The following is a 24,928-nucleotide window of genomic DNA, read 5'->3' on the forward strand; positions in this document are numbered from 1 at the left end:
CCACCCATCTTTCCAAGTCCCGCTTCCGAGCATGCGTGAGAGTCCGGAGCCCGACTTGTTCCAACAACGAGGTAGGAATCATGGACACCACCATGCATAGCGAGACCACCGGACCTGTGCGCAAGCGCTGGTACCGCCAGTTGTACTTCTGGGTCCTCATCGCAATCGTCGCCGGCGTCATCGTCGGTTGGCTTGCGCCATCCACCGGCGAGGCCATGCAGCCGATCGGCACGACATTCGTCGAGGCCATGCGGATGCTGATCGGCCCAATCGTCTTCCTGACAATCGTCGGAGGCATCGCCAGCGTCGCGGACCTCAAAAAGGTCGGGGCCACCGGCCTGAAGGCGCTGGGCTACTTCCAGATCGGCACCATCTGCGCGATGCTGTTGGGCTTGGTCGCCATCAATATCTTCCGTTTGGGAGACGGCGTGAACGCCGACGCAAGCCAGATCGAAACCACCGGCAAGGCCGCCGAATTGATCGAAAAGGGCGAGAACCAGCAATGGTGGGAATTCCTCACCCACATCATTCCCGGATCCATGGCCGCCCCCTTCGTCGAGGGCGACATCCTGCAGATCATCTTCATGGCCGTCATCTTCGGCATCGCCCTCAATGCGGTGGGCAAGATCGGCGCCCCGGTCCTGGACATGGTCCAGCGGCTGACCGCCATCGTCTTCAAGGTCCTGAACTTCATCATGAAGGCCGCTCCGCTGGGCGCGTTTGGCGCCATGGCCTTCGCGGTGGGCAAGTACGGCGTGGAGACGCTCTCCAGCCTCGGGTGGCTGATCCTGCTTTTCTACGGCACCTCAATCATCTTCGTTATCGTGTTCCTCGGCGGGATCATGGCCTTCCTGGGGTTGAACATCTTCAAGATGTTCAAGCACTTCAAGGAGGAGCTCCTACTGATCCTGGGCACTTCGACGGCCGAACCGGCGCTGCCCGGGCTGATGCGGAAGCTGGAGCACGCGGGCGTCAAGAAGGAGACCGTCGGACTGGTGGTTCCCACCGGCTACAGCTTCAACCTCGACGGTGCGGCGATCTACCTCTCGCTGGCCGCGGTCTACATCGCGCAGGCCACCAACACCGAGCTGACCGTCGGGCAGCAGTTGGGCATGCTCGCGGTCATGCTGCTGACCTCCAAGGGCGCGGCCGGCGTTGCCGGCGGCGGGTTCATCGCCCTGACCGCAACCCTGAGCACCCTGGGCACCATCCCCGCGGCGGGCATCATGCTGATCTTCGGCATCGACAAGTTCATGTCCGAGTGCCGCGCCCTGGTCAACTTCTGCGGCAACGCGGTGGCCACCCTCTTCATCGCCTGGTGGGACAAGTCACTGGACATCGATCGGGTCCGCCGGGTCTTCAACGGCGAGGACGTCCCGCCGCTTGAATCCGGGGACGCCGACACCGGCGGGCCGGAGGCCTCGGATGCCACGGAACCTCCCTCGGTGAATGGACCGGCAACAACGAGCGAGACTCTGGTGGGGGCGGCAGCACGATGAAGATCTTGCTGGCCCTGGACAAGTTCAAGGGATCGCTCAGCGCCGCCGAGGCGGCCGACGCCCTGGCGGCCGGACTGGGAACCGGCCCCGTCGGACGCCACGTCGAATGCCGCGTCCTCCCGCTGGCCGACGGCGGGGACGGAAGCATCGAGGCTGCACTGGCCGCAGGCTTCAGGCCCCTACCGGCGCACGTGCGCGGGCCCGACGGTTCACCGGCCATCACCACGCTGGCCTTCAACGGATCCGCCGCCGTCGTTGAGGTCGCCACCACCTCGGGCCTGCAGATGCTCGCCCCCGGGACACTGGCCCCGCTGTCCAGCAGCAGCGACGGCTTCGGACAGGGGATCGCCACAGCCCTGGGCCACGGGCCTAAGCAGGTGGTTCTGGCCCTGGGCGGCAGCGCCACGACCGACGGCGGTGCGGGCATGCTCTCGTCGCTGGGGATGTGCTTTTTCGACGAATCGGGGCGGTCATTCGTCCCTTCCGGCGGCACCCTGAAGAACATCGCCTACCTCGAAGCCTCAGGCGTGCTCCCCCTGGCAGGAATCGACCTGGTCGCCGCCAACGACGTGCAGAATCCTCTGCTGGGTCCAGACGGGGCCGCGGCCGTGTACGGGCCGCAAAAGGGCGCCACCGCACAGGACGTGCAGTTGCTCGAGGCAGGACTGGCCCACTTGGTCCGGAAACTCGACGAGGCTGGGTTGCCGGGGAGCGCCTGCGCCTTGGCCCCCGGGGCGGGCAGCGCCGGCGGAATCGGCTTCGCCGCAATGCTGCTGGGCGCACGCATGGTGTCCGGTGCGGACTTCTTCCTGGACCTGCTTGGCTTCGAGACGGCACTGGCCGACTGCGACTTGGTCATCACGGGCGAAGGAAAGCTCGACACTCAGACGCTGGCCGGAAAACTGCCTGTGGTGGTGGCCCGCCGCGCCGCGCCGGTCCCGGTCGTTGCGGTGGTCGGCCACAACGCCCTGGGCGTCGATTCGCTGCCCGAGAACCGCATCTCCGCCATCCACTCGCTGAGCTCGATGACCGCCCTGGATAGTTCCAGCGACGCCGAGCTTTCGGCGGCTTTGTTGACGGAGCTCGGAAAACAAATATCCGCCACCCTTACTCCGCGCAAGGACAGCATTCACTCATGAGACGCGCCAAGATCGTTGCCACGTTCGGTCCCGCCATCGGCAGCTACGCTGCCACACTCGCTGTCCTGGAAGCGGGTGTCGACATTGCCCGGTTGAACATGAGCCACGGAGAGCACGACGTGCACGAGCAGACATACCTCAATGTGCGCAAGGCCGCACAGGAATCGAACCGGCCAGTGGGGATCTTTGCCGACCTCCAAGGCCCGAAGATCCGCCTCGGCCGCTTCGCCGAGGGACCCCACGCATTGGCCGCCGGGGAACGTTTCACGATCACGATCCGTGACGTCGTGGGAACCGCCGAGATCTGCTCCACCACCTTCAAGGGATTGCCCGGCGATGTGAATCCCGGCGACATCCTGCTGATCGATGACGGAAAGGTCGCCCTGCGCGCCCTCTCGGTCACCGACACCGACGTGGTGACCGAAGTCGTGGTGGCCGGCCTGGTCTCCAACAACAAGGGCATCAATCTTCCCGGCGTGGCCGTCAGCATCCCCGCGCTCACCGCCAAGGACGAGCTGGATCTCCGTTGGGCGCTGCGCACGGGAGTCGACATGGTCGCGTTGTCCTTCGTGCGGGATGCGGCCGACATACAACGGGTCCACGAAATCATGGACGAGGAAGGCCGACGCACCCCCGTCATCGCCAAGATCGAAAAACCCCAGGCCGTTGACGCGCTCGAGGAAATTGTCGACGCCTTCGACGCCATCATGGTGGCCCGCGGCGACCTCGGCGTGGAGCTTTCACTGGAGGAGGTTCCCCTGGTGCAAAAACGCGCCATCGAGCTGGCCCGCCGACGGGCCAAGCCGGTGATCGTAGCCACCCAGGTGCTCGAGTCCATGATCGAGTCCCCAACTCCCACCCGGGCCGAGGCTTCGGACTGCGCCAACGCCGTGCTGGACGGTGCCGATGCGGTCATGCTTTCGGGGGAAACCAGCGTGGGCAAATACCCGGTCGAAACGATCCGCACCATGGCCAGGATCATTGAATCCACCGAGGACCACGGGCTCGAGCGCGTGCCCCCGCTGGGCACCGTGCCCAAGACCCAGGGTGGATCCGTCACCCGGGCCGCCGTCGAGATCGCCAACCAGCTCGGCGCCACCTGTATCGCCACGTTCACGCAGACCGGGGATTCGGCACGAAGGCTCTCCCGACTGCGTCCGGCCCGGCCGGTTCACGCGTTCACGCCATCCACTGCAGTGTTGAACACCATGGTTCTGGCCTGGGGCGTCACCGCCCACCGGGTTCCACCCGCGGAGCACACCGACGCCATGATCGGGCAGGTGGATGAGAAGCTGCGGGCCAACGGCCTGGCCGCACCCGGGGACCTGGTCGTCATCACCAGCGGTTCACCCCCGGGAATCCCCGGGTCCACCAACTCCATCAAGGTCCACCGCGTGGCCGGAGCGGATAGCTGAGGAGGCGGTTTCCGGATCGCCTTGCGAAACGGACAGCTCGTGCTCGCCTTGCACCCAACGGGAAGGCGCGCCCGGGGCAACGACGCCACGTCCTGGTGCATATTTCGCTCGGCCCCGGACGCACCTGGTCCTTCACCGCCGCCAACACCTCGAAATGATCGACCTGATGAACGGACTCACTTCCGGTCACGGCTTGTCCCGGGCTGGAGGCACCAAGCCGATACCCGTAATTGTCCAGACACCGTCTGGACAATTACGGGATCTCGGAAGCCATCACGGCCGGACCCTAATAGTGTGTCGCAGCTAATGTTCGAGTCCCAAGTTCCGATAGCCACCCCTCCATTGGCAAGCCCACTCCTCCAGTCCCGCTCTGGGTTGAAATCATCCTGAGTGCCGCAGAACCGCTCCAGCTCGATTAGCGACCGAGAGGCGGGGAACTTGCGGGCGACCTCTTGGAAACCAGTCAGCGGACCTCTTCTGCGTACGCCACGTATTCGATCTGTTTCTCCCACGCGAGTTCCGTAGCGATCGCCCGCACGCCTAGCCACACGGAAAGCAACTGATTCGTGTCATGATCCAATCGGTTTTTGGTCATGACTGAATACGGCGATACAGGTAAAGAGTTCACGGATAGGCTTTCCCGGGAAGTTATTTGTCACCGGACCGGGGGCCGCAGCCCGTTATCGACCGGAAGCGCAAACTGCACGTTGTACAGCTCGATGTAGGCGCCGCCGGCAGACAGCAATTCCCCATGGCTCCCCTGTTCGACGATCCGCCAGGCGTCCATCACCAGGATCAGGTCGGCGTCGCGGATCGTGGAGAGCCGGTGCGCGGTCACCGCGCAGCGCGGCCACGGCCTCCTGCACCAGCGCCTCGGTGCGGGTGTCCACCGAGCTGGTGGCCTCGTCCAGGATCAGCACGCTGGGTCTGGCCAGGAACGCGCGGGCGATGGTGATCAGCTGCCGCTCGCCCGCGCTGACGTTCTCGGCCTCTTCGGCGAGCACCGTGTCATAACCTTCGGGCAGCGAGCGGACGAACCTGCCCACGTAGGTCGCGGTGGCCGCGTCAATGATCTCTTCCTCGGTGGCCCCGAGCCGCAGGCGCAGCAGCATATTCCCGCTGCGCCTTCTGGGCTGGGGCATGGCCACGCGGTGATTTGCGGAACCGGACATGTTCCGAAGCGAGTCGCGTGCGCGGCGGACCACAAGGGCACTTTGTCCCCGCGCTCCAGGCGCGCGAGAAAGCCTGGCAGTTTCCAAGAAGCCTACGCCGGCACCGGGGCGATAGTGTAGGCACGGGAGTTCCGCCGACGCGGAAACGGCACGAAGGGGAAAAGCGATGACCAGCGAGATGACCACCAACAGGCCCGCATCGGTGCACGCCGCGGACAGCCACGAGGTGATCCGCGTGCGTGGCGCGCGGGTGAACAACCTCAAGGACATCAGCGTCGAGATCCCCAAGCGCCGCCTCACGGTGTTCACCGGCGTCTCCGGCTCCGGCAAGTCCTCGCTGGTCTTCGGCACCATTGCCGCCGAGTCCCAGCGCATGATCAACGAGACCTACTCCGCGTTCGTACAGGGCTTCATGCCCACCCTGGCCCGCCCCGAGGTCGACACGCTCGAGGGCCTAACCACCGCGATCCTGGTGGACCAGGAACGCCTGGGCTCCAACCCGCGCTCCACCGTCGGGACCGTCACCGACGCGAACGCGATGCTGCGCATCGTCTACTCCCGACTGGCGCAGCCGCACATCGGCTCCCCGCAGGCCTACTCCTTCAACGTCCCCTCGGTCTCCGGCGCCGGCGCCGTCACCCTCGAAAAGGGCGGCAAGAAGATCAAGGAGCGGCGCAGCTTCTCCATCACCGGCGGCATGTGCCCGGAGTGCGAGGGCCGCGGGAAGGTCAACGACTTCGACCTCACCGCGCTGTTCGACGAGACCAAGTCACTTTCCGAGGGGGCGCTGACGGTTCCCGGATACTCCATGGACGGCTGGTACGGGCGCATTTTCTCCGGATCCGGCTACTTCGACATGGACAAGAAGCTGGCCAAATTCACCAAGACCGAAATGCATGACCTGCTGTACCGGGAGCCCACCAAGATCAAGGTCGAGGGCATCAACCTCACCTACGAAGGCATTATCCCCAAGATGCAGAAGTCCTTCCTGGCCAAGGACGTCGAAGCCATGCAGCCGCACATCCGCGCCTTCGTGGAGCGCGCCATTACGTTCACCGCCTGCCCCGAGTGCGGCGGTACGCGCCTGGCCGAGCACGCCAGAAACTCGAAGATCGACGGGAAGTCGATCGCCGACGCCTGCGCCATGCAGATCAGCGACCTGGCAGCGTGGGTCCGCTCGTTGCGCGAACCCTCGGTCGCCCCGCTGCTCGGCGCCCTGGGAGACACGCTGGATTCCTTCGTCGACATCGGGCTGGGCTACCTCTCACTTGACCGCCCCTCGGGCACGCTTTCGGGCGGCGAGGCGCAGCGCACCAAGATGATCCGCCACTTGGGTTCCTCGCTCACCGACGTCACCTACGTCTTCGACGAGCCGACCATCGGGCTGCACCCGCACGACATCGACAAGATGAACGAGCTGCTGCTTGCCCTGCGCGACAAGGGAAACACCGTGCTGGTCGTCGAGCACAAGCCCGAGGCCATCGCCATCGCCGACCATGTCGTTGACCTAGGCCCGAAGGCAGGAACCGCCGGCGGGCAGATCATGTACGAGGGCAGCGTGCAGGGCCTGCGCTCCAGCGACACCATTACCGGGCGCCACCTGGATGACCGGGCGACGCTGAAGGAGACCGTGCGCACTTCCACCTCGGCGCTTCAGGTGCGCGGCGCCAACACCAACAACCTGAAGAACGTCGACGTGGACATCCCCCTCGGCGTGCTCACGGTGCTCACCGGCGTCGCCGGGTCCGGAAAAAGCTCGCTGGTCACCGGTTCGGTGGCCGGGCGCGAGGGCGTCATCAGCATCGACCAGGGTTCCATCAAGGGCTCGCGGCGCTCCAACCCGGCCACGTACACCGGGCTTCTGGAGCCCATTCGGAAGGCCTTCGCGAAGGCCAACGGCGTGAAGCCGGCGCTGTTCAGCGCGAACTCCGAGGGCGCCTGCCCCACCTGCAACGGCGCCGGGGTCATCTACACCGACCTGGGCATGATGGCCGGGGTCTCCAGCACCTGCGAGGAGTGCGAGGGCAAGCGCTTCGACGCGATGGTGCTCGACTACCACCTGGGCGGCAAGGACATCTCCGAGGTGCTGGCGATGTCGGTGGCGCAAGCCGAGGAATTCTTCGCCGCCGGCGAGGCGAAGCTGCCGGCAGCACATAAGATCCTCTCCCGGCTCTCGGACGTGGGCCTGGGCTACTTGGGCATCGGCCAGCCGCTGACCACACTCTCGGGCGGCGAACGCCAACGCCTCAAGCTGGCCACCCACATGGGAGAATCCGGCGGCATCCTCATCCTGGACGAGCCGACCACGGGCCTGCACCTGGCCGACGTCCAGCAGCTGCTGGGCCTGCTGGACAAGCTGGTGGAGTCGGGCAAGTCGGTCATCGTGATCGAGCACCACCAGGCGGTCATGGCCCACGCCGACTGGATCATCGACCTCGGCCCGGGCGCCGGCCACGACGGGGGCACCATCGTTTTCGAGGGGACCCCTGCGGAGCTGGTGGCCGATGGATCCACGCTGACCGGCAAGCACCTAGGCGCCTACGTCGGCGCGTAGCCGTCCCGGCCCGCTACGAGGCAGGGGTGCACTTCACGCTGGACACGAGCAGGACCTTGGACAGCTCCGCCGTGACGCGCGCCGGCGCGCCGCTAAGCCCCGAGGCCGTGGGCGTGATTGTCACGGCATACACGTACGTGCCCAGCAGGGCCGCGCCGTCCAGGCGCAAGGTTGCCGTTGCGGACGAGGTGGTTATTGTCGTCGCGACCGAGTTCCGCACGGCCCTTACCGTGTAAGCCGTCGCGTCGACCGGACCCCAGTTCAGGGTCAGGTCGGAGTATGTATCGCCCAACAGCGGACCGTCCTTGCGGATACAGGTCACGGTTGCGGGGTTCACGCCCTGCGGTGCCCACGCGCCGGCAACCACGGTGGAGGCCACCGACCCGTTCAGCGTCCACAGTGCCTGTGCTCCGGTGGCGCCGAGCCCAAGGACCACGATGACGCCGTAGACAATCGCCGCGATGCGCCATGAACCGGACCGCTCGCGGGTGCCGCGCGCGCTCCCGCCGACACCTGCCGGGAGGCCTCGTCGTCCTGGCCGGGGGTCGCCGCGGCACGCCGCCGTGCGAGAAGTCCGCGGATCATGGTGATGGCACCGTAGCCAATCAGCCCGGCTGCAGCAAGGTTGCCCACCAGTCCGCGGTCGTGGTTGCCTAGCCAATTGGCCGCGAATCCTGCGTACGGCACCGCGTAGAACAGCTTCCCGCGCATCTGCACCTCGGTGATAGGGGTTTCATCGGCAACATCGTTGTTGTCTCCCCGGGTGACCAGCGTGCGCATGCCCGACTGGTCCGCGGCGAGTGATTCGATGCGGTGGGTGATGACTTCCGGGCGGCCAGATTCAAGCTGGTAGGTCACCACGTCGCCGACGTTCAACGATTCAAACGGGGCGGGCTTGACGACCAGCAGCGTTCCCGGTCCATAGTTCGGCAGCATGGAGCTGGTCAGCACCGAATAGGCCTGCGACCCCGTGAGTGCGGGGACCACGATGAGCACCAATGCTGCCAACGAGGCAGCAACCAGGGCGACGAAACCGACGGCGGTCCCGGCCCGGCCCAGTGCGTGGCGGGCGAAGGATGAATGTGCTGCCGTATGCCGGGACATGGGGGACCATACCTTTCTGGGAGGTGGGTTTACTGGAGTTGGGTGGCGTTGAGGTTGAAGCCAACGCCGGCAACCGCTCCCCCAAGGGTTGCCGGGGCATTGGCCGCCAGCGCGACTGTCAGGCAGAGCGTGCCACTTTGGCCCTGTCCCAGCTCCACTGCCGTTGACACGCGGATCACCGAGCAATCGGCGCCCTGGACCATGTAGAGGACGGTGGTGAGATAGGGCGCGAGCGCACCTGTTGCCTTTGGCAGTCCCGGATCCACTCTGATGCGGAACGTCCCGCTGCCGGCGTTGCTCGAATTGGTGAGTGTGACGGCGGTGGTGCGGGTGGCTCCGGGCAGTAGCCCGGTGACCCCGGGAATCGTCACGGTTTGCCCCGCAACCGAGAGCTGTTGGGTCGTTGCCCCGGATGCCTTGACGGCCAACGAGAAGTCGGCGCCGGTCACGATCTGGCGTGTCGATGTTTCCGTTTGGTTCCACGCGGCAAGGGTTCCCTGCACCGTGAACAGCGCCAGGATGGTTGCGGCCCCCAAGATCGCAACCATCCTCAGCGTCGTTTTCGTGCCCATGCGGTGTTCCTCGTGGTTCCTGGTTTTACCGGCGGTCGCGTTACGGCTCGGTGGTGCCGGCAGGCGCGATCTGTTCCAGCTTGAAACCGATGTTTCCCAGGTCGTTGGTGGCCTTGGTGCCCTCGGTCCCGGTGGTTGATTCCAGGAATTTCACACTGACCGAGGCGGTGTACTTACCGGACGAACTGGGATCAAGGGGCCCGGTGACGACGGTTCCGCTTGCATCCTTCAGGGTCGCACTGCCGACCTGGAGGTAAGAGACCGAAGAGGCAAGATTATTGGTCAGCGTGAGCGACGCGCTCATCAGGTTGCCGGCAAGCGCCACGGTGACTGGTTGCGAGAAGTGCAGCGCGTCGCCCGGGACTGCCTTGTATGAACCCAGTTGGATCGCGGTGCCGGCGTCATTGGTTCAGGTTCCGGTGCCCGCGGTCAGCTCAAGATCGCCCGAGGTAATGGTTCCTGCCGGCTCGGCCACTGATTTGTTCCAAACTGCGAGCGTTCCGCCGCCTCCCAGCAGCAGTGCCACGTCGAGGCCGGTCGCAAGAGCACCCTTCGTCATCTTGTTCATCGTGTTGGTCCTTCACAAGTCCTGCACCGGACCCAGCGACCGGTGCAACATCTACTGTGCAGGTCGAACCACAAGATGGAGATTAACTTTTCGGCAAACTTCCGCCAAGCTTTCCGCAATCATCTCAAGGCTTGATTTAGCCGTTCTTGCGGGAACCTTGATCGTTGGCGTGTTTCCTCAACGCCAGCCACAAGTCCTTGCGCCAAGCCAGGGGATACGCCGTTCCCTGGCTTGTTCGCACGGCGGTTTCACTCAATGCATCACGCGCCTGCCGCGGCTAAATCCCATCTCTTCACCAAAAGGCAATGCCCCCCGGGGAGACATGGCCTTATCGCAACGATGGAAGGGCCGGGCGGCACTGGATCAACGGTTTGCTGCCGCAATGACCTCATCGGGCGCTTGGGTTCCGGCCGCTTCGTGGGCGCGCAGCACCTTGCGGGCACGGTCGCGCTTCAGGCGCTCGCGCGGATCGCGGTGCGGCAATTGGTCTGCGGGGTCGAGGACGGTGAACCCCAGGAACTGCAGGCGCCACAGAACGCGGTAGGTGAGGCTCAATCCCGTGGTGTCCTCGACAATGGGCAATTTCTTGTCACTCATGGGTTTCCAGTCTCTTTCTGTGGGACAACAACCCGATTGCGGGCGGATCGTCCGGTGGGCTGCGTCGGTTCAATTGTAAGCCAATGATTGGTACACCAACTAATTACCCCGGGGCATCCTCCGGTGAATGCGGAGGGTCCTAGTGGGGCGCCTTGGAGGCGGCCGCGATGACCTTCTTCATGGTCGCGTGGAGGGCAATGAGTTCTTCGCCGTCCATATCCAGTCGCCGCATCATCTCCGTGGGCACCTCCAGGGCAAGCTCCCGGGCGTCCCTGCCTTTTTCGGTCAGCACTATCTCCAGGGTCCGCTCATCGGCCGCACTGCGGCTGCGCCGCACATAGCCGAGAGCTTCAATTCGCTTCACCAGCGGCGACAGTGTTCCGGGGTCCAATTGGAGCAGATTGCTCAGGCCCTTGATTGACAGAGGTTCATGCTCCCAGAGCGTCAACATGACAAGGTATTGGGGATGGGTTAGCCCCAGCGGCTCAAGGACCGGCCGATAGGCCGCGACCACGCTGCGCGACGCCAAGGACAGCGCAAAACAAACCTGGTTCTCCAACGCCAGCGGATCTACCGGCGGTTTTTCGCTCACTTTGTTCCCTGCTTTGGTGGATGGTTCCGTCCATCCATCATAGGTACGGAAAACAGTTCCCGTTGCGAGAGTCCCGGCCGAAGGCAGCCCGCGTGCACTGGGGCCGGAGGCGGTGCCCTCCCGCGGATACGCCGCCCTCACCCGCGCCGGCCACGGTGGCCCCGACACCGACAGGCTTCGCACTCCGGCCCCGGTGCAGCACCCGCCGCACGACGAAACCCTGCCCCCCATGCCCGGCCTGCATTTACCTTCCCCTTGGGGCAACCCGGCTGCCCGGGCGATACCCAATCCTTAATTTCAACCATGGCAAAAGCGTCCTGACAAGGGGTTATCATCGACATTTCCCAATAGTCTCCCAGTTGTCGCTTCCCGTTAACCTAAATGCGGTCGGCTCGTTGACTTGCGCCGATAGCGTCTTTGGTTGTGAGTACGAACAGCGAAGCGAAGACCCTGGTCATCATCCCGGCCCGCGGGGGATCAAAGGGAATCCCGCTAAAGAACCTGCGCAGGATCGGCGGCCAAACCTTGCTGGCCCGGGCCATTGAATCCGCGTTTGCCACGCCGTCAGTTCTCGACGTCGTGGTCAGCACGGATCACCCGGACATCAAGGCGGAGGCGTTGGCAAACGGCGCAACAGTCATCGACCGCCCGGCAGAGATCGCCGGTGACACAGCAAGCAGCGAATCGGTGTTGTTGCACGCCCTGGGCACGCTGGACGTTCTCCCCCAAATCACCGTTTTCATCCAATGCACCTCGCCGGTCATTGACCCGGCAGACCTGCAGGCGGCCATCACCACGGTTGCCAGCGGGGCGGCGGACGTCAGCTTTGCCGTGGTTCCCGACCACGGGTTCCACTGGAGCTGCGACGAAACCGGGGCCGCCCAGGCCAGCGGACACGATGCCGCACGGCGTCCGCGACGGCAGGACCGCGAACCGCGGTTCCGCGAAACCGGGGCGTTCTACGTCATGGACACCGCGGGATTCCTTGAGGCGGAACATCGCTTCTTCGGCTCCCTGGCCCTGGCCCAGGTGCCGGAGGACCACGGAATCGACATCGACACCGAGGCCGACCTGGCCTTGGCCCAATGGCGACTGACCCACAACACGCCCGTGGCCGGGATCGACGTTGACGCGCTGGTCACCGACTTCGACGGCGTGCACACCCCGGACACCGCCTACCTCGGCCAGGACGGAAGCGAATCGGTACGGGTCTCCCGTTCCGACGGAATGGGCATCTCGCTGCTGAAGAAGGCAGGAATCCACCTGCTGATCCTGTCCACGGAAACCAACCCCGTGGTCACCGCCCGGGCCACCAAGCTCGGCGTGGAAGTCGCCCAGGCCGTGAGCGACAAGGCCACCGTCCTGAACCAATGGATCGCCGACCTCGGCCTGGATCCGGAACGCGTCGCCTACCTTGGCAACGACGTGAACGACCTGGACGCCATGAACCAGGTCGGCTGGCCACTGACGGTGGCGGACGCGCAAGACTCCGTACACCTCGCTGCCCGGCACCGCCTTTCGCGGCCCGGCGGCCGCGGCGCGGTGCGGGAAGCCGCCGACCTCATCCTGGCCGGCACCACCAGCCAAAACACCGTGACAGCCACCGTCCCGGCATCCGGGCCACTGGAACCCTCACTGGTTCGCTAGGCCCCCCACAGTTTTCCACCAATTCTCGCCGTGACCTTCACATAACCAACCCGAACGGTCCGGCAATCAACGAAAGGAAAGTCCCCCATGACTATCACCACCACGGAAACCGCACCCGTCGCCATCGGCGAGCAGACCCTGGGCACCGGCCAGCAGGTTTATGTCATCGGCGAGATCGGCATCAACCACAACGGTGACATGGAGATCGCCAAGCAGCTCATCGACGTCTCCGCCAAGGCCGGCGCCAACGCCGTGAAGTTCCAGAAGCGCACCCCCGACATCTCCACCCCGATGGACATGCGCGACAAGATCCGTTCCACCCCGTGGGGCGACATGACCTACCTGGACTACCGCTACCGCGTCGAATTCGATGCAGCGCAGTACAAGGAACTGATCCGCTACGCCGCAGCACAGGGCCTGCACGCCTTCGCCTCCCCGTGGGACGTCCCCTCGGTCGAGTTCATGGAAGAGCAGGGCGCAGTGACCCACAAGGTCGCCTCCGCCTCGGTCACCGACATCGAGCTGCTCAAGGCCCTGGCCGAGACCGGCAAGCCGATCATCCTCTCCACCGGCATGTCCACCATCGAGCAGATCGACAAGGCCGTGGAGACCCTCGGCACCGACAAGCTGGTCATGATGCACGCAACCTCCACCTACCCGCTGCCTCCCGAAGAGGCCAACCTGCGCATGATCACCACGCTGCAGGAGCGCTACCAGGTTCCGGTCGGCTACTCGGGCCACGAGCGCGGCCTGCAGATCTCGCTGGCAGCAGTCGCCCTGGGCGCCGTCACCGTCGAGCGCCACATCACCCTTGACCGCACCATGTGGGGCTCCGACCAGGCCTCCTCGCTGGAGCCGAAGGGCTTCGAGGCACTGATCCGCGACATCCGCATCCTCGAGCAGGCCATGGGCGACGGCGTCAAGAAGGTCTTCCCGGGCGAGCTGGCACCGCTGTCCCGCCTGCGCCGCGTCGATGCCTAACCCGTAGCATTCTTCGCATAGCTTCAACACCGTGGGGTGTCCGCCTACCAGGCGGGCACCCCACGGGACTAGGTGGCCACATATGCCGTCGACCAGCCTCCCAGACCTAAGGACCACACCGAGATCCCCATGCCCTCCACAGCCACACTTCCCCCCGTCAAGGCCCGCGTCCCCGGCCGCATCAGCGTCATCATCCCCGCGATGGACCAGCAGGATTTCATTGGCGACGCCCTGGCGTCCCTGGCCCTCCAGCAACTGAAGGGAAGGGAACTGGAAGTACTGGTTGTCGATGACGCCTCCACCGATGCCACCGTGGCAATCACCGCGGAGTTCGGCACACGTATTCCCGGCCTGAAGATCCTCACGCACCATGCCAACCGCGGGGTGTCCGCCGCCCGCAACACCGGGCTGGAAAACGCCAGCGGCGAATTCGTGGTCTTCCTGGATCCCGACGACTGGTTTGCCCCGAACCACCTGGCACAGCTGGCCGACGGGCTGGAGGCACTGGACGTGGACTTCGTGCGCTGCGACCACGTCCGGGTCACCGGCGCGAACCGGACCCTGCACCACGCTCCGCAAGCCAACCGAAACATCGTGTTGGACCCGGCCGACGACATCTCCCCCATCCACACCGCGACCATGATCGACTACCCCCTGGTCTGGGCGGGCATGTACCGCGCCGAGGTGCTGGAGTCCGCTGCACCGCGCTTCAACGAGGAGCTGCGCACCTGCGAGGACAGGGCCTGGATGTGGGAGCTGTGCCTCAACGCCAAAAGCTACGCGGTCCTGAACGCGCCGGGGGTTTTCTACCGCCGCGGACTTCCCGGCTCCCTCACGCAGGTCTTCGACGACCGGCAACTGGACTTCGTGGACGCCTATGCAGGGATCCTGGACATGGTGCTGGACGATCCGGCGCACGAGACCCACGCACCCAAGGCACTGCGGCAATTCCTCGCCGTTTCCTGCCACCACCTCAAGCGCTCCGCCGAGTTCCCGCCCGCCCTGCGCCAGGCCCTGCGCTTGCGCATCGCCGACCGGCTGGCGATGGTGCCGACACCGCTGCTGGAAGACGGGCTGGCCCAACTCGACGCCAAGCGCCGCAAGACATTGACCGGCCTGCGGCCCTCCGCCGCGGCCAAGAGGGAAAGCAAATGATCCAACTCATCCAGGCGTCCACCTACTTCCAGGTCGTCTCGCTGGCCGCGATGGTCGATGCCGGCCTGCTCCCGGAGGCCGAGCGCCGCGTCCTGGTGCTGGCCAACGGCAGCCAGATGCCCGAAATCACCACACCGCTGCGCGGGAACCCGGGCTTCGAGGCCCTGGCCGCGCGCTTCGACGACGTGGTGGACCTGGGCGAGCTGCTGTGGCCACGCCGCCCGGGGCAGTTCAATCCCCGGAACGAGGAACTCCCGCTCTTCGAGAAGCTGTTGCGCCACCGCTGGGACCTCGGCGCGGGGCAGGTGTCGCTGGTGCTCGAATCCATCCAGGTGAACCCGGCACAGGCATTGGCCAGGATCTTCTTCGACGCACCGATTTCCGTGCATTCTGACGGGTTGATGTCCTACGGCCCCACGCGCAACAAGCTGTCCGTGCAGATGACCCAGCGCCTGCGCGAGACCATCCACATCGACCTGGTGCCGGGCCTGGAGCCCATGCTGCTGCTCGAGGCCCCGGTGCAGCGCAAGGTCCTGCGCCTCGAGCCGCTGGCCGCCGTCTTTGCCGAGCTGGCGGCCGCGGCAGGGCCCGCCGGCCTCGACCTGCCCCAAGGCGCAGCCCTGGTGGTGGGCCAGTACCTGGGCTCGCTGGGCATCCTCGACACGGCCAGGGAACTGGAGTTGCACCACCACATGCTGTTGGCAGCCAGGGAGGCCGGGGCGGGCTCCGTGGTGTTTAAGCCGCACCCCAGCGCCGGCACGACCGCCGCGCTGCAACTGCGTGCCCGCGCAGAGTCCCTGGGTCTGGAGTTCCGGATCCTGCACACCGACCTGCTGGCCGAAACCGTCATCACGCTCATGAGCCCGTTGGTGGTCATCTCCTGCTTCTCCACGGCATTGATCAGCGCCAAGTACATGCTTGGCACCCCCGTCATCGCCGTGGGCACCGGGGACTTGCTGCAGGAACTGAGCCCCTACCAGAACAGCAACCGCATCCCGGTCTCGATCGTCGACGCCCTGCTCGTCCAGGAGCTGGCAACCCCCGCCGAGGCGGGTCCCGACGACGAACTCACCCCACTGCTGCGCGCCGTGGCCTATTGCATGCAGTACCGCAACCTGCCCGGGCTTCGCGAGGATGCCGCCGCGTTCCTGGAGTCGAACTACTCGTCCTTTGCCGCGCATTTCAAGCGCCGTCGGCTGGCCGCCCTGGACCTGCCCCCGACCTGGGCCCACCCCTCGCGGGCCAACCGCAGCCGGGTCTGGGGACGCAGCATCAAGCGTCGTGCCCTGCGCGTCGGCTCCCGCTCCCTGGAAAAATTGGCACGCACGCTCCAGGAGACCTCTTCCCGTGTATCCCGCTGAATCGGCCGTCGCCCGTCCCCGCTTCGGACATGCCGAGGTGTGGGTGGAATCCCCGCTGCAACTGCTCTCCGCCATCGAGGCGCACGGAGCCGGGCTGCTGGGAACCACCAGCCGCATCCACCCGCGCGGGGGCACCACGACGCTAGACGCCACCCTGGCCACGCTCATCGCGCAGGCCCCGGCGGGCGTGCAGTTCGCGCCGTCCACCGCTGCCCCTCCCGCGCCGGGATCCGCCGGGGCCCGGCGCTGGGTGATAGGCGACGCGTATTCGGGAAGGGTCCAGCGCGCCATGCTGGGGTACATCGCCGTGGAGGAAGTGGTGATCATCGACGACGGCCTGGCCACGCTGGGTCTCATCAAGGCGCTGGTGTCCGCCGAGCCGACCCCCTTGGTGCGTCCGCGCTCCCGCACGAACCCGGCACGCCGGGCGTTGGGCATCGCCAGCTGGTACCGCCTGCGCGCCCTGGCCCGGGCGGGCCGCCTGCTGATCTTCACTGCCCTTCCCGTCGAGCCCGACATCGCGCAGCGGTTCCTGGAGCTGGGCGGGCACCTGGAGTCCCACCGCTTCGAATGGCTGAACACCCAACCGGTGACCGAGCGGATCAACGAGCCCACCGTGGTTGTCGGTTCGGCCATGGCCGCCGACGGGCTCATCCACGCGGAGCCGTACTTCCGCTGGCTGGATTCGCTGACGCTCGACGGGCCCGTCGCCTACTTCCCGCACCGCCGCGAGTCGGGGAAGTTCCTGGCCCTGCTCGCGGACCACGACCGAATCGTGGTCCGCGAGCACACCATCCCCATCGAAATGCGATTGCGCTCGCTGCGCCCCGGCCAGGTCGTGCGGGCCTTGCCCTCCACTGCCCTGCCGTCCCTGCGGCTGCTGCTGGGCGAGGGCGGGGTGCGGATCCTGGGCCAAGGGATCCCTGCCGCCTGGTGGAAACCCGCCGCCACCCCAGAACTTCGTTCCCACTTGTCCTCGTCCCTGGAGCTGTTGACCCCGTGAACAATCTTTCATTCAGACCCAGCATCGTGGCCGTGGCCGACTCCGATTCCTACCTGAAGCTGGCCTGCACCACCCTCTCGGCCCTCGGACCGGAATGGGACCGCCGCGTGGTGTTGGTGCGCACCCCGATCGCCCCCACCCCGGAACAGATTGCCGCCGCGACCGCCGGCACCTGCTTCGAGGCCGAGGACATTCCGGTCATTCCGCGGGCCGCGCTGAATTACGACTCGCTCGAGGAACACATTATCTTTGCCGCTGCCACCGGGCCGGTGGTCAGCGAGCTTTTCACGAAGCTCCTGCGCTCCAAGACCAACTCGGCGCGCCCCGCTGCGCTGATCTCGGCGCTGCCCGGCGTCGCCTACCCGGCGACCACCAAGGGCTGGGCCTACCGGCGAAGCGGGGACGCGTTTATCGTGCATTCCCATGCCGAGGCCCGCGAATTCTCGCACCTGGCCGACATGGAGACCGGCCACAGCCCCGACATCCTGGTCTCGAAGCTTCCTTTCCTGAAGACCGCCGGGTTCCCGCAGCCCCAGACCTCCCCCATCGACACCGTGGTGTTTGCTTCCCAGGCCAAGGTCCCGGTCCAGCGCGCCGAACGCGAGGAGATCCTGCTGGCCCTTGAACGGGTGGCGCGGTTGAACCCGGACGTGCGCGTTCTGGTCAAGCTCCGCGCCCGTGCCGGGGAACCACAGACCCATGCAGAGGCCCACCCCTTCGACGCCCTGTGGGAGCAGCTGGTGGCCGAGGGGAAGGTCGGGGCCGGGCATGTGGAGTTCGTGACCGGAGCCATGGACCGGGTGCTGGTTCCCGGTTCCGCGTTGCTCACTGTCTCCTCCACGGCTGCGTTGGAGGCGGTGGATCGTGGACTGCCGGTATTGGTGATGACCGATTTCGGCCTCAATGACCAGATGCTCAACTCAGTCTTCCGAGGCTCCGGGCTCTTGGGAACCCTTGATGACGCGGCAACATTGCACTTTTCTTTCCCGAATCGCGCGTGGTTGCGGGAAAACTACTTCCACCGCCGCGGCCCGGAATTCATCTCCGCGCTTTCCCACTATGCCCAGCGTGCCCAGAACCAGGCGCTGACCACCTCGAACGAGCAGCTGGCCATGGTCCGTGACGTCGCTTTCAGGCAGCGAGTACGCACCTCGCTGCCACGCCCGGCCCTCGAGGCGTTGCTGCGGATACGGCGCTGGTGGCTGCGCGAACGCGGCTCCCGGATCTGATCCGCCAGCCCGCTTGTACCACTGAAGAAGCCCGTTGGGAATAACCGTCCCGCTTTCTCACTTAGCATTGTAGATGTGCTGGACGGTGGGCCTTCCCCTGCCCAGAAGTTTTGATTTTGAGGAGACAAGGTGTCGGAAAATCCGATTCGGGTTGCAATTGTTGGCGTAGGCAACTGCGCCACGTCATTGGTGCAAGGTGTTGAGTACTACCGTGACGCGGACCCGCAGGCCACGGTTCCCGGCCTGATGCACGTCCAGTTCGGCAAGTACCACGTCAATGACGTGCAATTCGTGGCGGCCTTCGACGTGGACGACAAGAAGGTCGGACTGGACCTGGCGGACGCCATCCACGCCTCCGAGAACAACACCATCAAGATCGCCGACGTCCCGACCTCGGGCGTCACGGTGCAGCGCGGCCACACCCTCGACGGCCTGGGCAAGTACTACCGCGAGACCATCACCGAGTCCTCCGCGGAGCCCGTGGACATGGTTGAGACGCTGAAAGCCGCACAGGTCGACGTCCTGGTCTGCTACCTGCCGGTCGGCTCCGACGCCGCCGCAAAGTTCTACGCACAGGCATGCATCGACGCCGGCGTGGCCTTCGTCAACGCCCTGCCGGTGTTCATTGCCGGCACCAAGGAGTGGGCCGACAAGTTCACCGCCGCCGGCGTCCCGATCGTCGGCGACGACATCAAGTCCCAGATCGGCGCCACCATCACCCACCGCGTGATGGCCAAGCTCTTTGAAGACCGCGGCGTCACCCTGGACCGCACCTACCAGCTCAATGTCGGCGGCAACATGGACTTCAAGAACATGCTCGAGCGCGACCGCCTGGAGTCCAAGAAGATCTCCAAGACCCAGGCCGTCACCTCCAACACCACCGCGGTGCTGGAGGCCGACGACGTGCACATTGGCCCGTCTGACTACGTCGCCTGGCTCGATGACCGCAAGTGGGCCTTCGTGCGCCTCGAAGGCCGCAACTTCGGTGATGCCCCGGTGTCCCTGGAATACAAGCTTGAGGTGTGGGACTCCCCCAACTCCGCAGGCGTCATCATCGATGCCGTGCGCGCCGCCAAGATCGCCCTGGACCGCGGCATCGGCGGACCGATTCTCTCGGCTTCCTCGTACTTCATGAAGTCGCCGCCGGAGCAGTACAACGACGACATCGCCAAGGAAAAGGTCGAGGCCTTCATCCGCGGCGAAGCCTAGGACTCAACGCCGCGCCCGTGTAATGGGTGCGAACCGTCGAAGCCACCACGGTTGCCCGTGGTGGCTTCGACGGTTAATCCCCGACCAGGGGGTCCCTGCGCCTTCCCGCGATCATTGCCGGGTCAGCGCGATTACGACAGGCCGACGGCCCGCCCGTTTTCGTCAACATCCATGCGCATCGAGGCCGGAACCTTGGGCAGGCCCGGCATTGTCATGAGGGTCCCGGTGATCGCCACGATGAACCCGGCACCGGTCTTGGGAATGAGATCCCGCACGTGCAGCGTGAACCCCTCGGGAGCGCCCAGCAGCGTGGGGTCGTCGGAGAACGAGTACTGGGTCTTGGCCATGCACACCGGGAGATTGTCCCAGCCGTTGTCATGGATTTGCTTGAGCATCCGCGTGGCAGCTGCGGAATACTCGACTCCGGCGCCTCCGTAGATCTCCCGCACGACCGTCTGGATCTTCTCCTCGACGGGACGATCCAAGTCGTAGAGAGGGGCAAAATTGTTCGGGGCCTCGATGGCCCGCAACACGGCGGAGGCCAGCTCACCGGCCCCTTCTCCCCCCTGTCCCCAGACATCCGCCACAGCGCATTCGATGCCGTTGGCGGCTGCCCATTCGGTGACAACCGCGATTTCTTCCTCGGTGTCCGCGGTGAACCTGTTGATGCCGATAACCGGCTGGACCCCGAATTTCCTGACGTTTTGGGCGTGCCGGACCAGATTGGCCATGCCGTCGCGTACCGCTTCGACGTTTTCGCTCTTCAACGCGTCTTTGGCCACGCCGCCATGCATCTTAAGAGCACGAATAGTTGCCACCAGGACCACCGCATCGGGATTGCAGCCGGCATAGCGGGCCTTGATGTCCATGAACTTCTCGGCGCCCAAATCCGCCCCGAAGCCGGCCTCGGTGACCACGATGTCGGCCAGCGAACGGGCAGTATTGGTGGCGATAGCCGAGTTGCAACCGTGGGCGATGTTGGCGAACGGTCCTCCATGGATGAACGCCGGCGTTCCGGCCATGGTCTGGACGAGGTTGGGCTTGATGGCGTCCTTGAGCAACATAGTCATGGCGCCGGACGCCCCTAGGTCGTCCACGGTGACGGGGGTCTTGGCGTAGGTGTATCCGATCGTCATCCGGCCCAGACGAGTCCGCAGGTCATCGAGACCGGTTGCCAGGCAGAAGACCGCCATGACTTCCGAGGCCACGGTGATCTCAAATCCCGTTTCGCGCGGAACACCTTCGGTCGGGCCGCCAAGGCCGATCACGATGTTGCGCAGGGCTCGGTCGTTCATGTCCATGACGCGCTTGAAGGTGATCCGGCGCGGGTCAATTTCCAAGGCATTGCCCTGATGCAGATGGTTGTCGAGTAGCGCCATCAGCAGGTTGTTCGCGCTGGTGATGGCATGGAAATCCCCGGTGAAATGCATGTTGATCTCATCCATGGGCAGGACCTGCGAGTAACCGCCACCGGTGGCTCCGCCCTTCATGCCGAAGATCGGCCCCAGCGACGGTTCGCGCAGGGCGATCATCGTCTTGGCGCCGGCGGCCGCAAGGGCATCTCCCAGACCCACCGTGATGGTGGATTTCCCCTCCCCGGCAGGCGTTGGGGATACTCCGCTGACCAAGACCACTTTTCCGAGTTTCGCCCCGCGTGCTCTCAGGCGTGCCGGATCGATCTTGGCCTTGTAGCGACCGTAGGCCTCAACCGCGTCTTCCGGAATCCCGGCCGACGCGGCAATCTCGGAAATTGGCTTGAGCACGGCCCGCGAAGCAATCGCTAGATCACTCATGTCGGCTTCCGGCATCGCTGTCATAGTGTGTCCCCTATCTGGATTCCCGGTGGCGGGGTGATTGAGGACGTTCAAGGAGTCTGGCCGTCCTCGCTACACCTTCAAGCTATCACCGCATCAGCGGAACAAGGAGAAGCCCGGCCCCGTGACCGGCAGGTCTCGGTCTTTTAGGGATCCACCGGAAAGGCAGCGACCGCTCCGGCAAAGCCCAGAACCACATGGCTTTCACCGGAATCCTGTGCCTGGAGCGCGCCGACACTGACACCTCTGGCTTCCTTGCCGCCTGCCGCACAGGGATAGAGCAGCGTCCCGCCGTTGCCATCCTCGGGCTTGGTGTACTTGGCATCCTTGGTGCACAGGAAGCGTTCCCCGGCGGCGACATTGATGGTCTTGCCGGTACGGGTGTCTAGCAACGTCGGCGTCTCTTCCGCTGCCAGGAAGAGGCTTGCCCCGCCGTCATCGGGTGCGTGGGCGACATCCAGGTCGGCAGCCCTTGGGTAGCTTTTGGTCTTCCAGATGACCTTCCCAGTTTTCGGGTCGAACCCTTCCAAATGGACTTTGACATCCTCGAATCTGCCCTTGGTTCCCTTGGCTTCCTTAAATCTTCCGGAGTCGAAGATGCATCTCACTGGATAGGCTTTTCCCTCCTCAAGCACAGTCTGTTTCCGGCCCATGGGGGGCAGGCAGTAAGTGGCTGCCCCCTTGGCTTTCCACAGGGTCTTTCCGTTTTCGGCATCTATGCCGAACATCATTTCCTGGCGGAAGTCCGTATCGCGGGCGACGACGTTTCCCTTGCTGTCCTGGGTTTCCTTGTGTTCTCGGCCGATCCAGCCGGAGTAGACTCCGAGCTTTTCCGAGTAGTCAACGTTCCAGCCCTGACCGGGTGTGTAGCCCGGTCCCATGGCCTTGGCCAGGGACACTCCCCACACTTTCTTGTTTCCCTTGAGCCGCAGGAGGTTGCTCGTGTTTCCGGTGTAGTGCCCGTAGAGTTCCCCGCCACTGATTGGGAAGATGGAATCCCCCACCTTGTGCTGCGGCGTGAGGGTTCGCTGGGTTCCCCGGTCGAGGTCGACACGCATCCGCTGCTCGTCATTGATGTATGGGTTGATCGAGAGATAGCACATGTCCTTGCTGTCTGGGCACGAGGACGGTCGGGACCTCATCAGCTGCGCGGGCCCCTTGTAGACGACCTTGCCCGAGGCGATGTCCACGGCCACCGGCTTGGTCCAGACACCTCCGCTCCAGCCATCGCGTGGTTTCGATTTCTCCAGGAAGAGCGCCACATCCTTCCCCTTGGCCGTCTTACTCAGTTCCACCGTCATGTTGACGCCGCTGGGTACCCAGCCCGGGACAACGGTGACGCCCCAGAGTTTCTTGCCCGTGGTTTCCTTCAGCCCCACCAGCTGCAGCCCTTTGGCCCCTTCGGCGAGCACGACCGCCACCCCGTTGACCACCCGGGGGCGGTCCAAGACCTTCATCTTCACGCTCCATGAGGGTTCGACCATACGGGTTCGGCGATTGGCTAGTTCCGCCGCCGCGTCGACCGCAGGTGAAGCGGGCGCCAAGGCGTCCGTTCCCGAAATTGCTCCACCGGCCGATTCCGGTCCCGGCGTGCAGGAACCAACCATCAGCCCGACACAACAGAGTACGACTGCGACGGCATATTTCCGTTTTCCCTTGTCCATGCCCTCATCCTAGGAATTGCGCCCATGCGATTGACCGGTGTCGGCGAATCTGTGGATAACTCCTGTGCGAGCGGGACCGTGCGCTTTGGGCGCCTGGGTTCGAGGTTTCCGTCCCTTTCCCGCGCAGTGGGAGAATGGAAGTCATGTCCTCAACTCCCCCATTTGCCTTGCTTCTCGATGTCGACGGTCCCATCGCATCTCCGGTGACCCGCGATGTCGCACCGGAGATCATCTCCCTGCTCCTGGAACTCGCCATCTCGGGAATCCCCGTTGTCTTCAACACCGGGCGTTCCGACGAGTTCATCAAGCGCCAGGTGATGGGACCCATGATCACGTCGGGCATGCCCGAAAACCTTAAAATCCACGCCATCTGCGAAAAGGGAGCCACTTGGTTCACCTTTGATTCAACCGGCGCCGGGGAAGTCCACATCGACCACGGGCTTGCTGTCCCTGGGCACTATTCGGATGAAATTCGAGAGCTGGTGGCCTCCAAATTCGACGACCACATGTTCTTCGACGAGACCAAACGCGCCATGGTTTCGGTGGAACAAAACATCGATGCAGCGAACCATGAATACCGGCGCGCCCAAGAGCAATTCGATTCGGCCGCCATGGACGCGATGGCCCGCAGTGGCCTGGGCGTTGAACGACTGGAGGTAAGCCAACCGGATGCGAATGAGGAAATCTCCTACCGGGTCGACCCGACCATCATCTCCACGGACATTGAGTCGGTGGAACTGGGCAAGGACCTCGGTGCCAGACGCACCCTCGAGCTGTTGGTCGCGGATGGCATCTTCCCCGCGGAGTGGTTCACGGTTGGCGATTCCCGCACCGACTACGCCATGGCCGACTGGCTGGCGCAAAACGGGCACCGGGTCAGCCACGTCGACGTGCGCCCGGGCGACGGCATTCCTGCAGGGAAACCCTACCCGGTGCTTACCGCACGGGATCTAGGTCTGGGACAGGACATCATCCACGACCATGCAGGACTGGCGTTCCTCCGCCATTGGCGCGCGCAGCTCGACTGAGCAGCCGCACGCATCCGATTGCCGATTGGCAGGAACCAACTTTAACCGGCAAAGCCCGCCGGTGAAGCCGGCGGGCTTTGCACAGTGGGTTACATACTCGTTCATGGTCATGCTCCTGGGTGGGTGAGTGACTTGCATTCCGGGCCAGGCTTTGTGGAGACCTGGTCCTAATTGACTCACCGCACGCGGAAGATCATGTCCATCGGAAGGTGGTGACGTAGTTCGCGATCCCTTGCATCGGGGTTGAACTGCGTCTGAAGCCAAGCCTTGTTCTTTGGCTTGCGTTCCTTTGCACTCATGGTGGTTACCTCCCCTCAACGGTGTTGGAGGAGCGGAAGGTGGCCTGTTCCGTGGGCCGCGAGCTGCGGGCACGCAGCGCTTCCGGCCCGGTGAAGATTAGTTCAGCGGAGCGAGCAACCTGGGTCGAGATCGATGAGATCTGGGTAGACATGATAAAAGTTCCTCAAGGATTTGGTCGATTAATGACTCATCAGCCTCGGGAACTTTGAAAAGCTAGGGAAGTACTAGCAGGGCGCCGTTCCGGAGGCGGGGGAAGTAGCTCGAGCGGTAAGGCCGCCGAAGCCATGACGGGGCACATAGAAGCCGCCGAAATTCATTGAAGTAA

22 protein-coding genes and 1 pseudogene are annotated in these 24,928 nt (G+C 64.7%); 12 read left to right on the plus strand and 11 right to left on the minus strand.

What is annotated here, in order from left to right:
• Positions 1–80 precede the first annotated feature (80 nt).
• The 3 genes from dctA to pyk are packed head-to-tail and all read left to right on the plus strand — an operon-like array spanning position 81 to position 4,053.
• The gene (gene dctA / locus ABD687_RS13775) at positions 81–1,499 is read left to right on the plus strand and encodes a C4-dicarboxylate transporter DctA (RefSeq protein WP_310290294.1); all 1,419 of its coding nucleotides are present in this window, start codon (positions 81–83) and stop codon (positions 1,497–1,499) included.
• On the plus strand, positions 1,496–2,638 hold the full coding sequence (locus ABD687_RS13780; protein ID WP_310290291.1) for a glycerate kinase: 1,143 nt from the start codon (positions 1,496–1,498) through the stop codon (positions 2,636–2,638). Before dctA ends, ABD687_RS13780 begins: the two co-directional genes overlap by 4 nt.
• The gene (gene pyk / locus ABD687_RS13785) at positions 2,635–4,053 is read left to right on the plus strand and encodes a pyruvate kinase (protein ID WP_310290288.1); all 1,419 of its coding nucleotides are present in this window, start codon (positions 2,635–2,637) and stop codon (positions 4,051–4,053) included. Before ABD687_RS13780 ends, pyk begins: the two co-directional genes overlap by 4 nt.
• Before the next feature lie 655 nt (positions 4,054–4,708).
• Here the strand turns inward: pyk and ABD687_RS13790 are convergent.
• Positions 4,709–5,150, minus strand: a pseudogene (locus ABD687_RS13790) (ATP-binding cassette domain-containing protein); the annotation flags it as partial.
• Positions 5,151–5,391: 241 nt separating this feature from the next.
• On the opposite strand from ABD687_RS13790, the gene ABD687_RS13795 reads away from it, so the two are divergent.
• On the plus strand, positions 5,392–7,779 hold the full coding sequence (locus tag ABD687_RS13795) for an ATP-binding cassette domain-containing protein (RefSeq protein ID WP_310290285.1): 2,388 nt from the start codon (positions 5,392–5,394) through the stop codon (positions 7,777–7,779).
• A gap of 13 nt (positions 7,780–7,792) precedes the next feature.
• Here ABD687_RS13795 and ABD687_RS13800 read toward each other — a convergent pair whose 3' ends face one another.
• The 7 genes from ABD687_RS13800 to ABD687_RS13830 form a co-directional block, all read right to left on the minus strand.
• Positions 7,793–8,215, minus strand: a complete 423-nt coding sequence (locus tag ABD687_RS13800; RefSeq protein ID WP_310290282.1) for a hypothetical protein — start codon at positions 8,213–8,215, stop codon at positions 7,793–7,795.
• Positions 8,167–8,883, minus strand: a complete 717-nt coding sequence (locus tag ABD687_RS13805) for a signal peptidase I (protein WP_310290279.1) — start codon at positions 8,881–8,883, stop codon at positions 8,167–8,169. The genes ABD687_RS13800 and ABD687_RS13805 overlap by 49 nt, the downstream gene beginning before the upstream one ends.
• A 29-nt stretch (positions 8,884–8,912) precedes the next feature.
• The gene (locus ABD687_RS13810; protein ID WP_310290277.1) at positions 8,913–9,455 is read right to left on the minus strand and encodes a SipW-dependent-type signal peptide-containing protein; all 543 of its coding nucleotides are present in this window, start codon (positions 9,453–9,455) and stop codon (positions 8,913–8,915) included.
• Positions 9,456–9,495: 40 nt separating this feature from the next.
• The gene (locus tag ABD687_RS13815) at positions 9,496–9,759 is read right to left on the minus strand and encodes a hypothetical protein (RefSeq protein WP_310290272.1); all 264 of its coding nucleotides are present in this window, start codon (positions 9,757–9,759) and stop codon (positions 9,496–9,498) included.
• A 105-nt stretch (positions 9,760–9,864) separates the two neighbouring features.
• A complete protein-coding gene (locus ABD687_RS13820) occupies positions 9,865–10,023 on the minus strand; it encodes an alternate-type signal peptide domain-containing protein (RefSeq protein ID WP_264271082.1) in 159 nt (52 codons plus the stop codon).
• A 363-nt stretch (positions 10,024–10,386) separates the two neighbouring features.
• Positions 10,387–10,620, minus strand: a complete 234-nt coding sequence (locus ABD687_RS13825) for a hypothetical protein (protein ID WP_310290267.1) — start codon at positions 10,618–10,620, stop codon at positions 10,387–10,389.
• A 139-nt stretch (positions 10,621–10,759) separates the two neighbouring features.
• Positions 10,760–11,212 (minus strand): MarR family winged helix-turn-helix transcriptional regulator, encoded by a 453-nt coding sequence (locus ABD687_RS13830; protein ID WP_264271080.1) that lies wholly within the window; start codon positions 11,210–11,212, stop codon positions 10,760–10,762.
• 423 nt (positions 11,213–11,635) lie between these two features.
• On the opposite strand from ABD687_RS13830, the gene ABD687_RS13835 reads away from it, so the two are divergent.
• From ABD687_RS13835 to ABD687_RS13865, 7 genes are all read left to right on the plus strand, one after another.
• A complete protein-coding gene (locus tag ABD687_RS13835) occupies positions 11,636–12,859 on the plus strand; it encodes an acylneuraminate cytidylyltransferase (RefSeq protein WP_264271079.1) in 1,224 nt (407 codons plus the stop codon).
• An 87-nt stretch (positions 12,860–12,946) separates the two neighbouring features.
• On the plus strand, positions 12,947–13,840 hold the full coding sequence (locus ABD687_RS13840; RefSeq protein ID WP_264271078.1) for an N-acetylneuraminate synthase family protein: 894 nt from the start codon (positions 12,947–12,949) through the stop codon (positions 13,838–13,840).
• 129 nt (positions 13,841–13,969) lie between these two features.
• Entirely contained in the window at positions 13,970–14,995 is a 1,026-nt protein-coding gene (locus tag ABD687_RS13845) for a glycosyltransferase family 2 protein (protein WP_310290262.1), read from the plus strand.
• Positions 14,992–16,356 carry a polysialyltransferase family glycosyltransferase gene (locus tag ABD687_RS13850; protein WP_310290257.1) on the plus strand — a complete coding sequence of 455 codons (1,365 nt, stop codon included), beginning with the start codon at positions 14,992–14,994 and terminating at the stop codon, positions 16,354–16,356. Before ABD687_RS13845 ends, ABD687_RS13850 begins: the two co-directional genes overlap by 4 nt.
• Entirely contained in the window at positions 16,343–17,359 is a 1,017-nt protein-coding gene (locus tag ABD687_RS13855) for a hypothetical protein (protein ID WP_264271075.1), read from the plus strand. Before ABD687_RS13850 ends, ABD687_RS13855 begins: the two co-directional genes overlap by 14 nt.
• A complete protein-coding gene (locus ABD687_RS13860) occupies positions 17,356–18,588 on the plus strand; it encodes a DUF6716 putative glycosyltransferase (protein WP_264271074.1) in 1,233 nt (410 codons plus the stop codon). Before ABD687_RS13855 ends, ABD687_RS13860 begins: the two co-directional genes overlap by 4 nt.
• Positions 18,589–18,717: 129 nt before the next feature.
• Positions 18,718–19,797: an inositol-3-phosphate synthase gene (locus ABD687_RS13865; RefSeq protein ID WP_264271073.1), complete on the plus strand. Its 1,080-nt coding sequence runs from the start codon at positions 18,718–18,720 to the stop codon at positions 19,795–19,797.
• A 131-nt stretch (positions 19,798–19,928) separates the two neighbouring features.
• Here the strand turns inward: ABD687_RS13865 and ABD687_RS13870 are convergent, their stop codons facing one another.
• Positions 19,929–21,614, minus strand: a complete 1,686-nt coding sequence (locus ABD687_RS13870; RefSeq protein ID WP_310290252.1) for a formate--tetrahydrofolate ligase — start codon at positions 21,612–21,614, stop codon at positions 19,929–19,931.
• Positions 21,615–21,757: 143 nt separating this feature from the next.
• The gene (locus ABD687_RS13875; RefSeq protein ID WP_310290251.1) at positions 21,758–23,068 is read right to left on the minus strand and encodes a hypothetical protein; all 1,311 of its coding nucleotides are present in this window, start codon (positions 23,066–23,068) and stop codon (positions 21,758–21,760) included.
• Between the two features lie 350 nt (positions 23,069–23,418).
• Here ABD687_RS13875 and ABD687_RS13880 point away from each other — a divergent pair, with 350 nt between their 5' ends.
• Positions 23,419–24,303 carry a Cof-type HAD-IIB family hydrolase gene (locus ABD687_RS13880; RefSeq protein ID WP_310290247.1) on the plus strand — a complete coding sequence of 295 codons (885 nt, stop codon included), beginning with the start codon at positions 23,419–23,421 and terminating at the stop codon, positions 24,301–24,303.
• A 304-nt stretch (positions 24,304–24,607) separates the two neighbouring features.
• On the opposite strand, the gene ABD687_RS13885 is transcribed toward ABD687_RS13880, so the two are convergent.
• On the minus strand, positions 24,608–24,754 hold the full coding sequence (locus ABD687_RS13885; RefSeq protein ID WP_302263610.1) for a hypothetical protein: 147 nt from the start codon (positions 24,752–24,754) through the stop codon (positions 24,608–24,610).
• Between the last annotated feature and the right edge of the window lie 174 nt (positions 24,755–24,928).

Origin of the sequence: Paeniglutamicibacter sulfureus, from assembly GCF_039535115.1 — a bacterium.
GTDB classification, from domain to species: domain Bacteria; phylum Actinomycetota; class Actinomycetes; order Actinomycetales; family Micrococcaceae; genus Paeniglutamicibacter; species Paeniglutamicibacter sulfureus.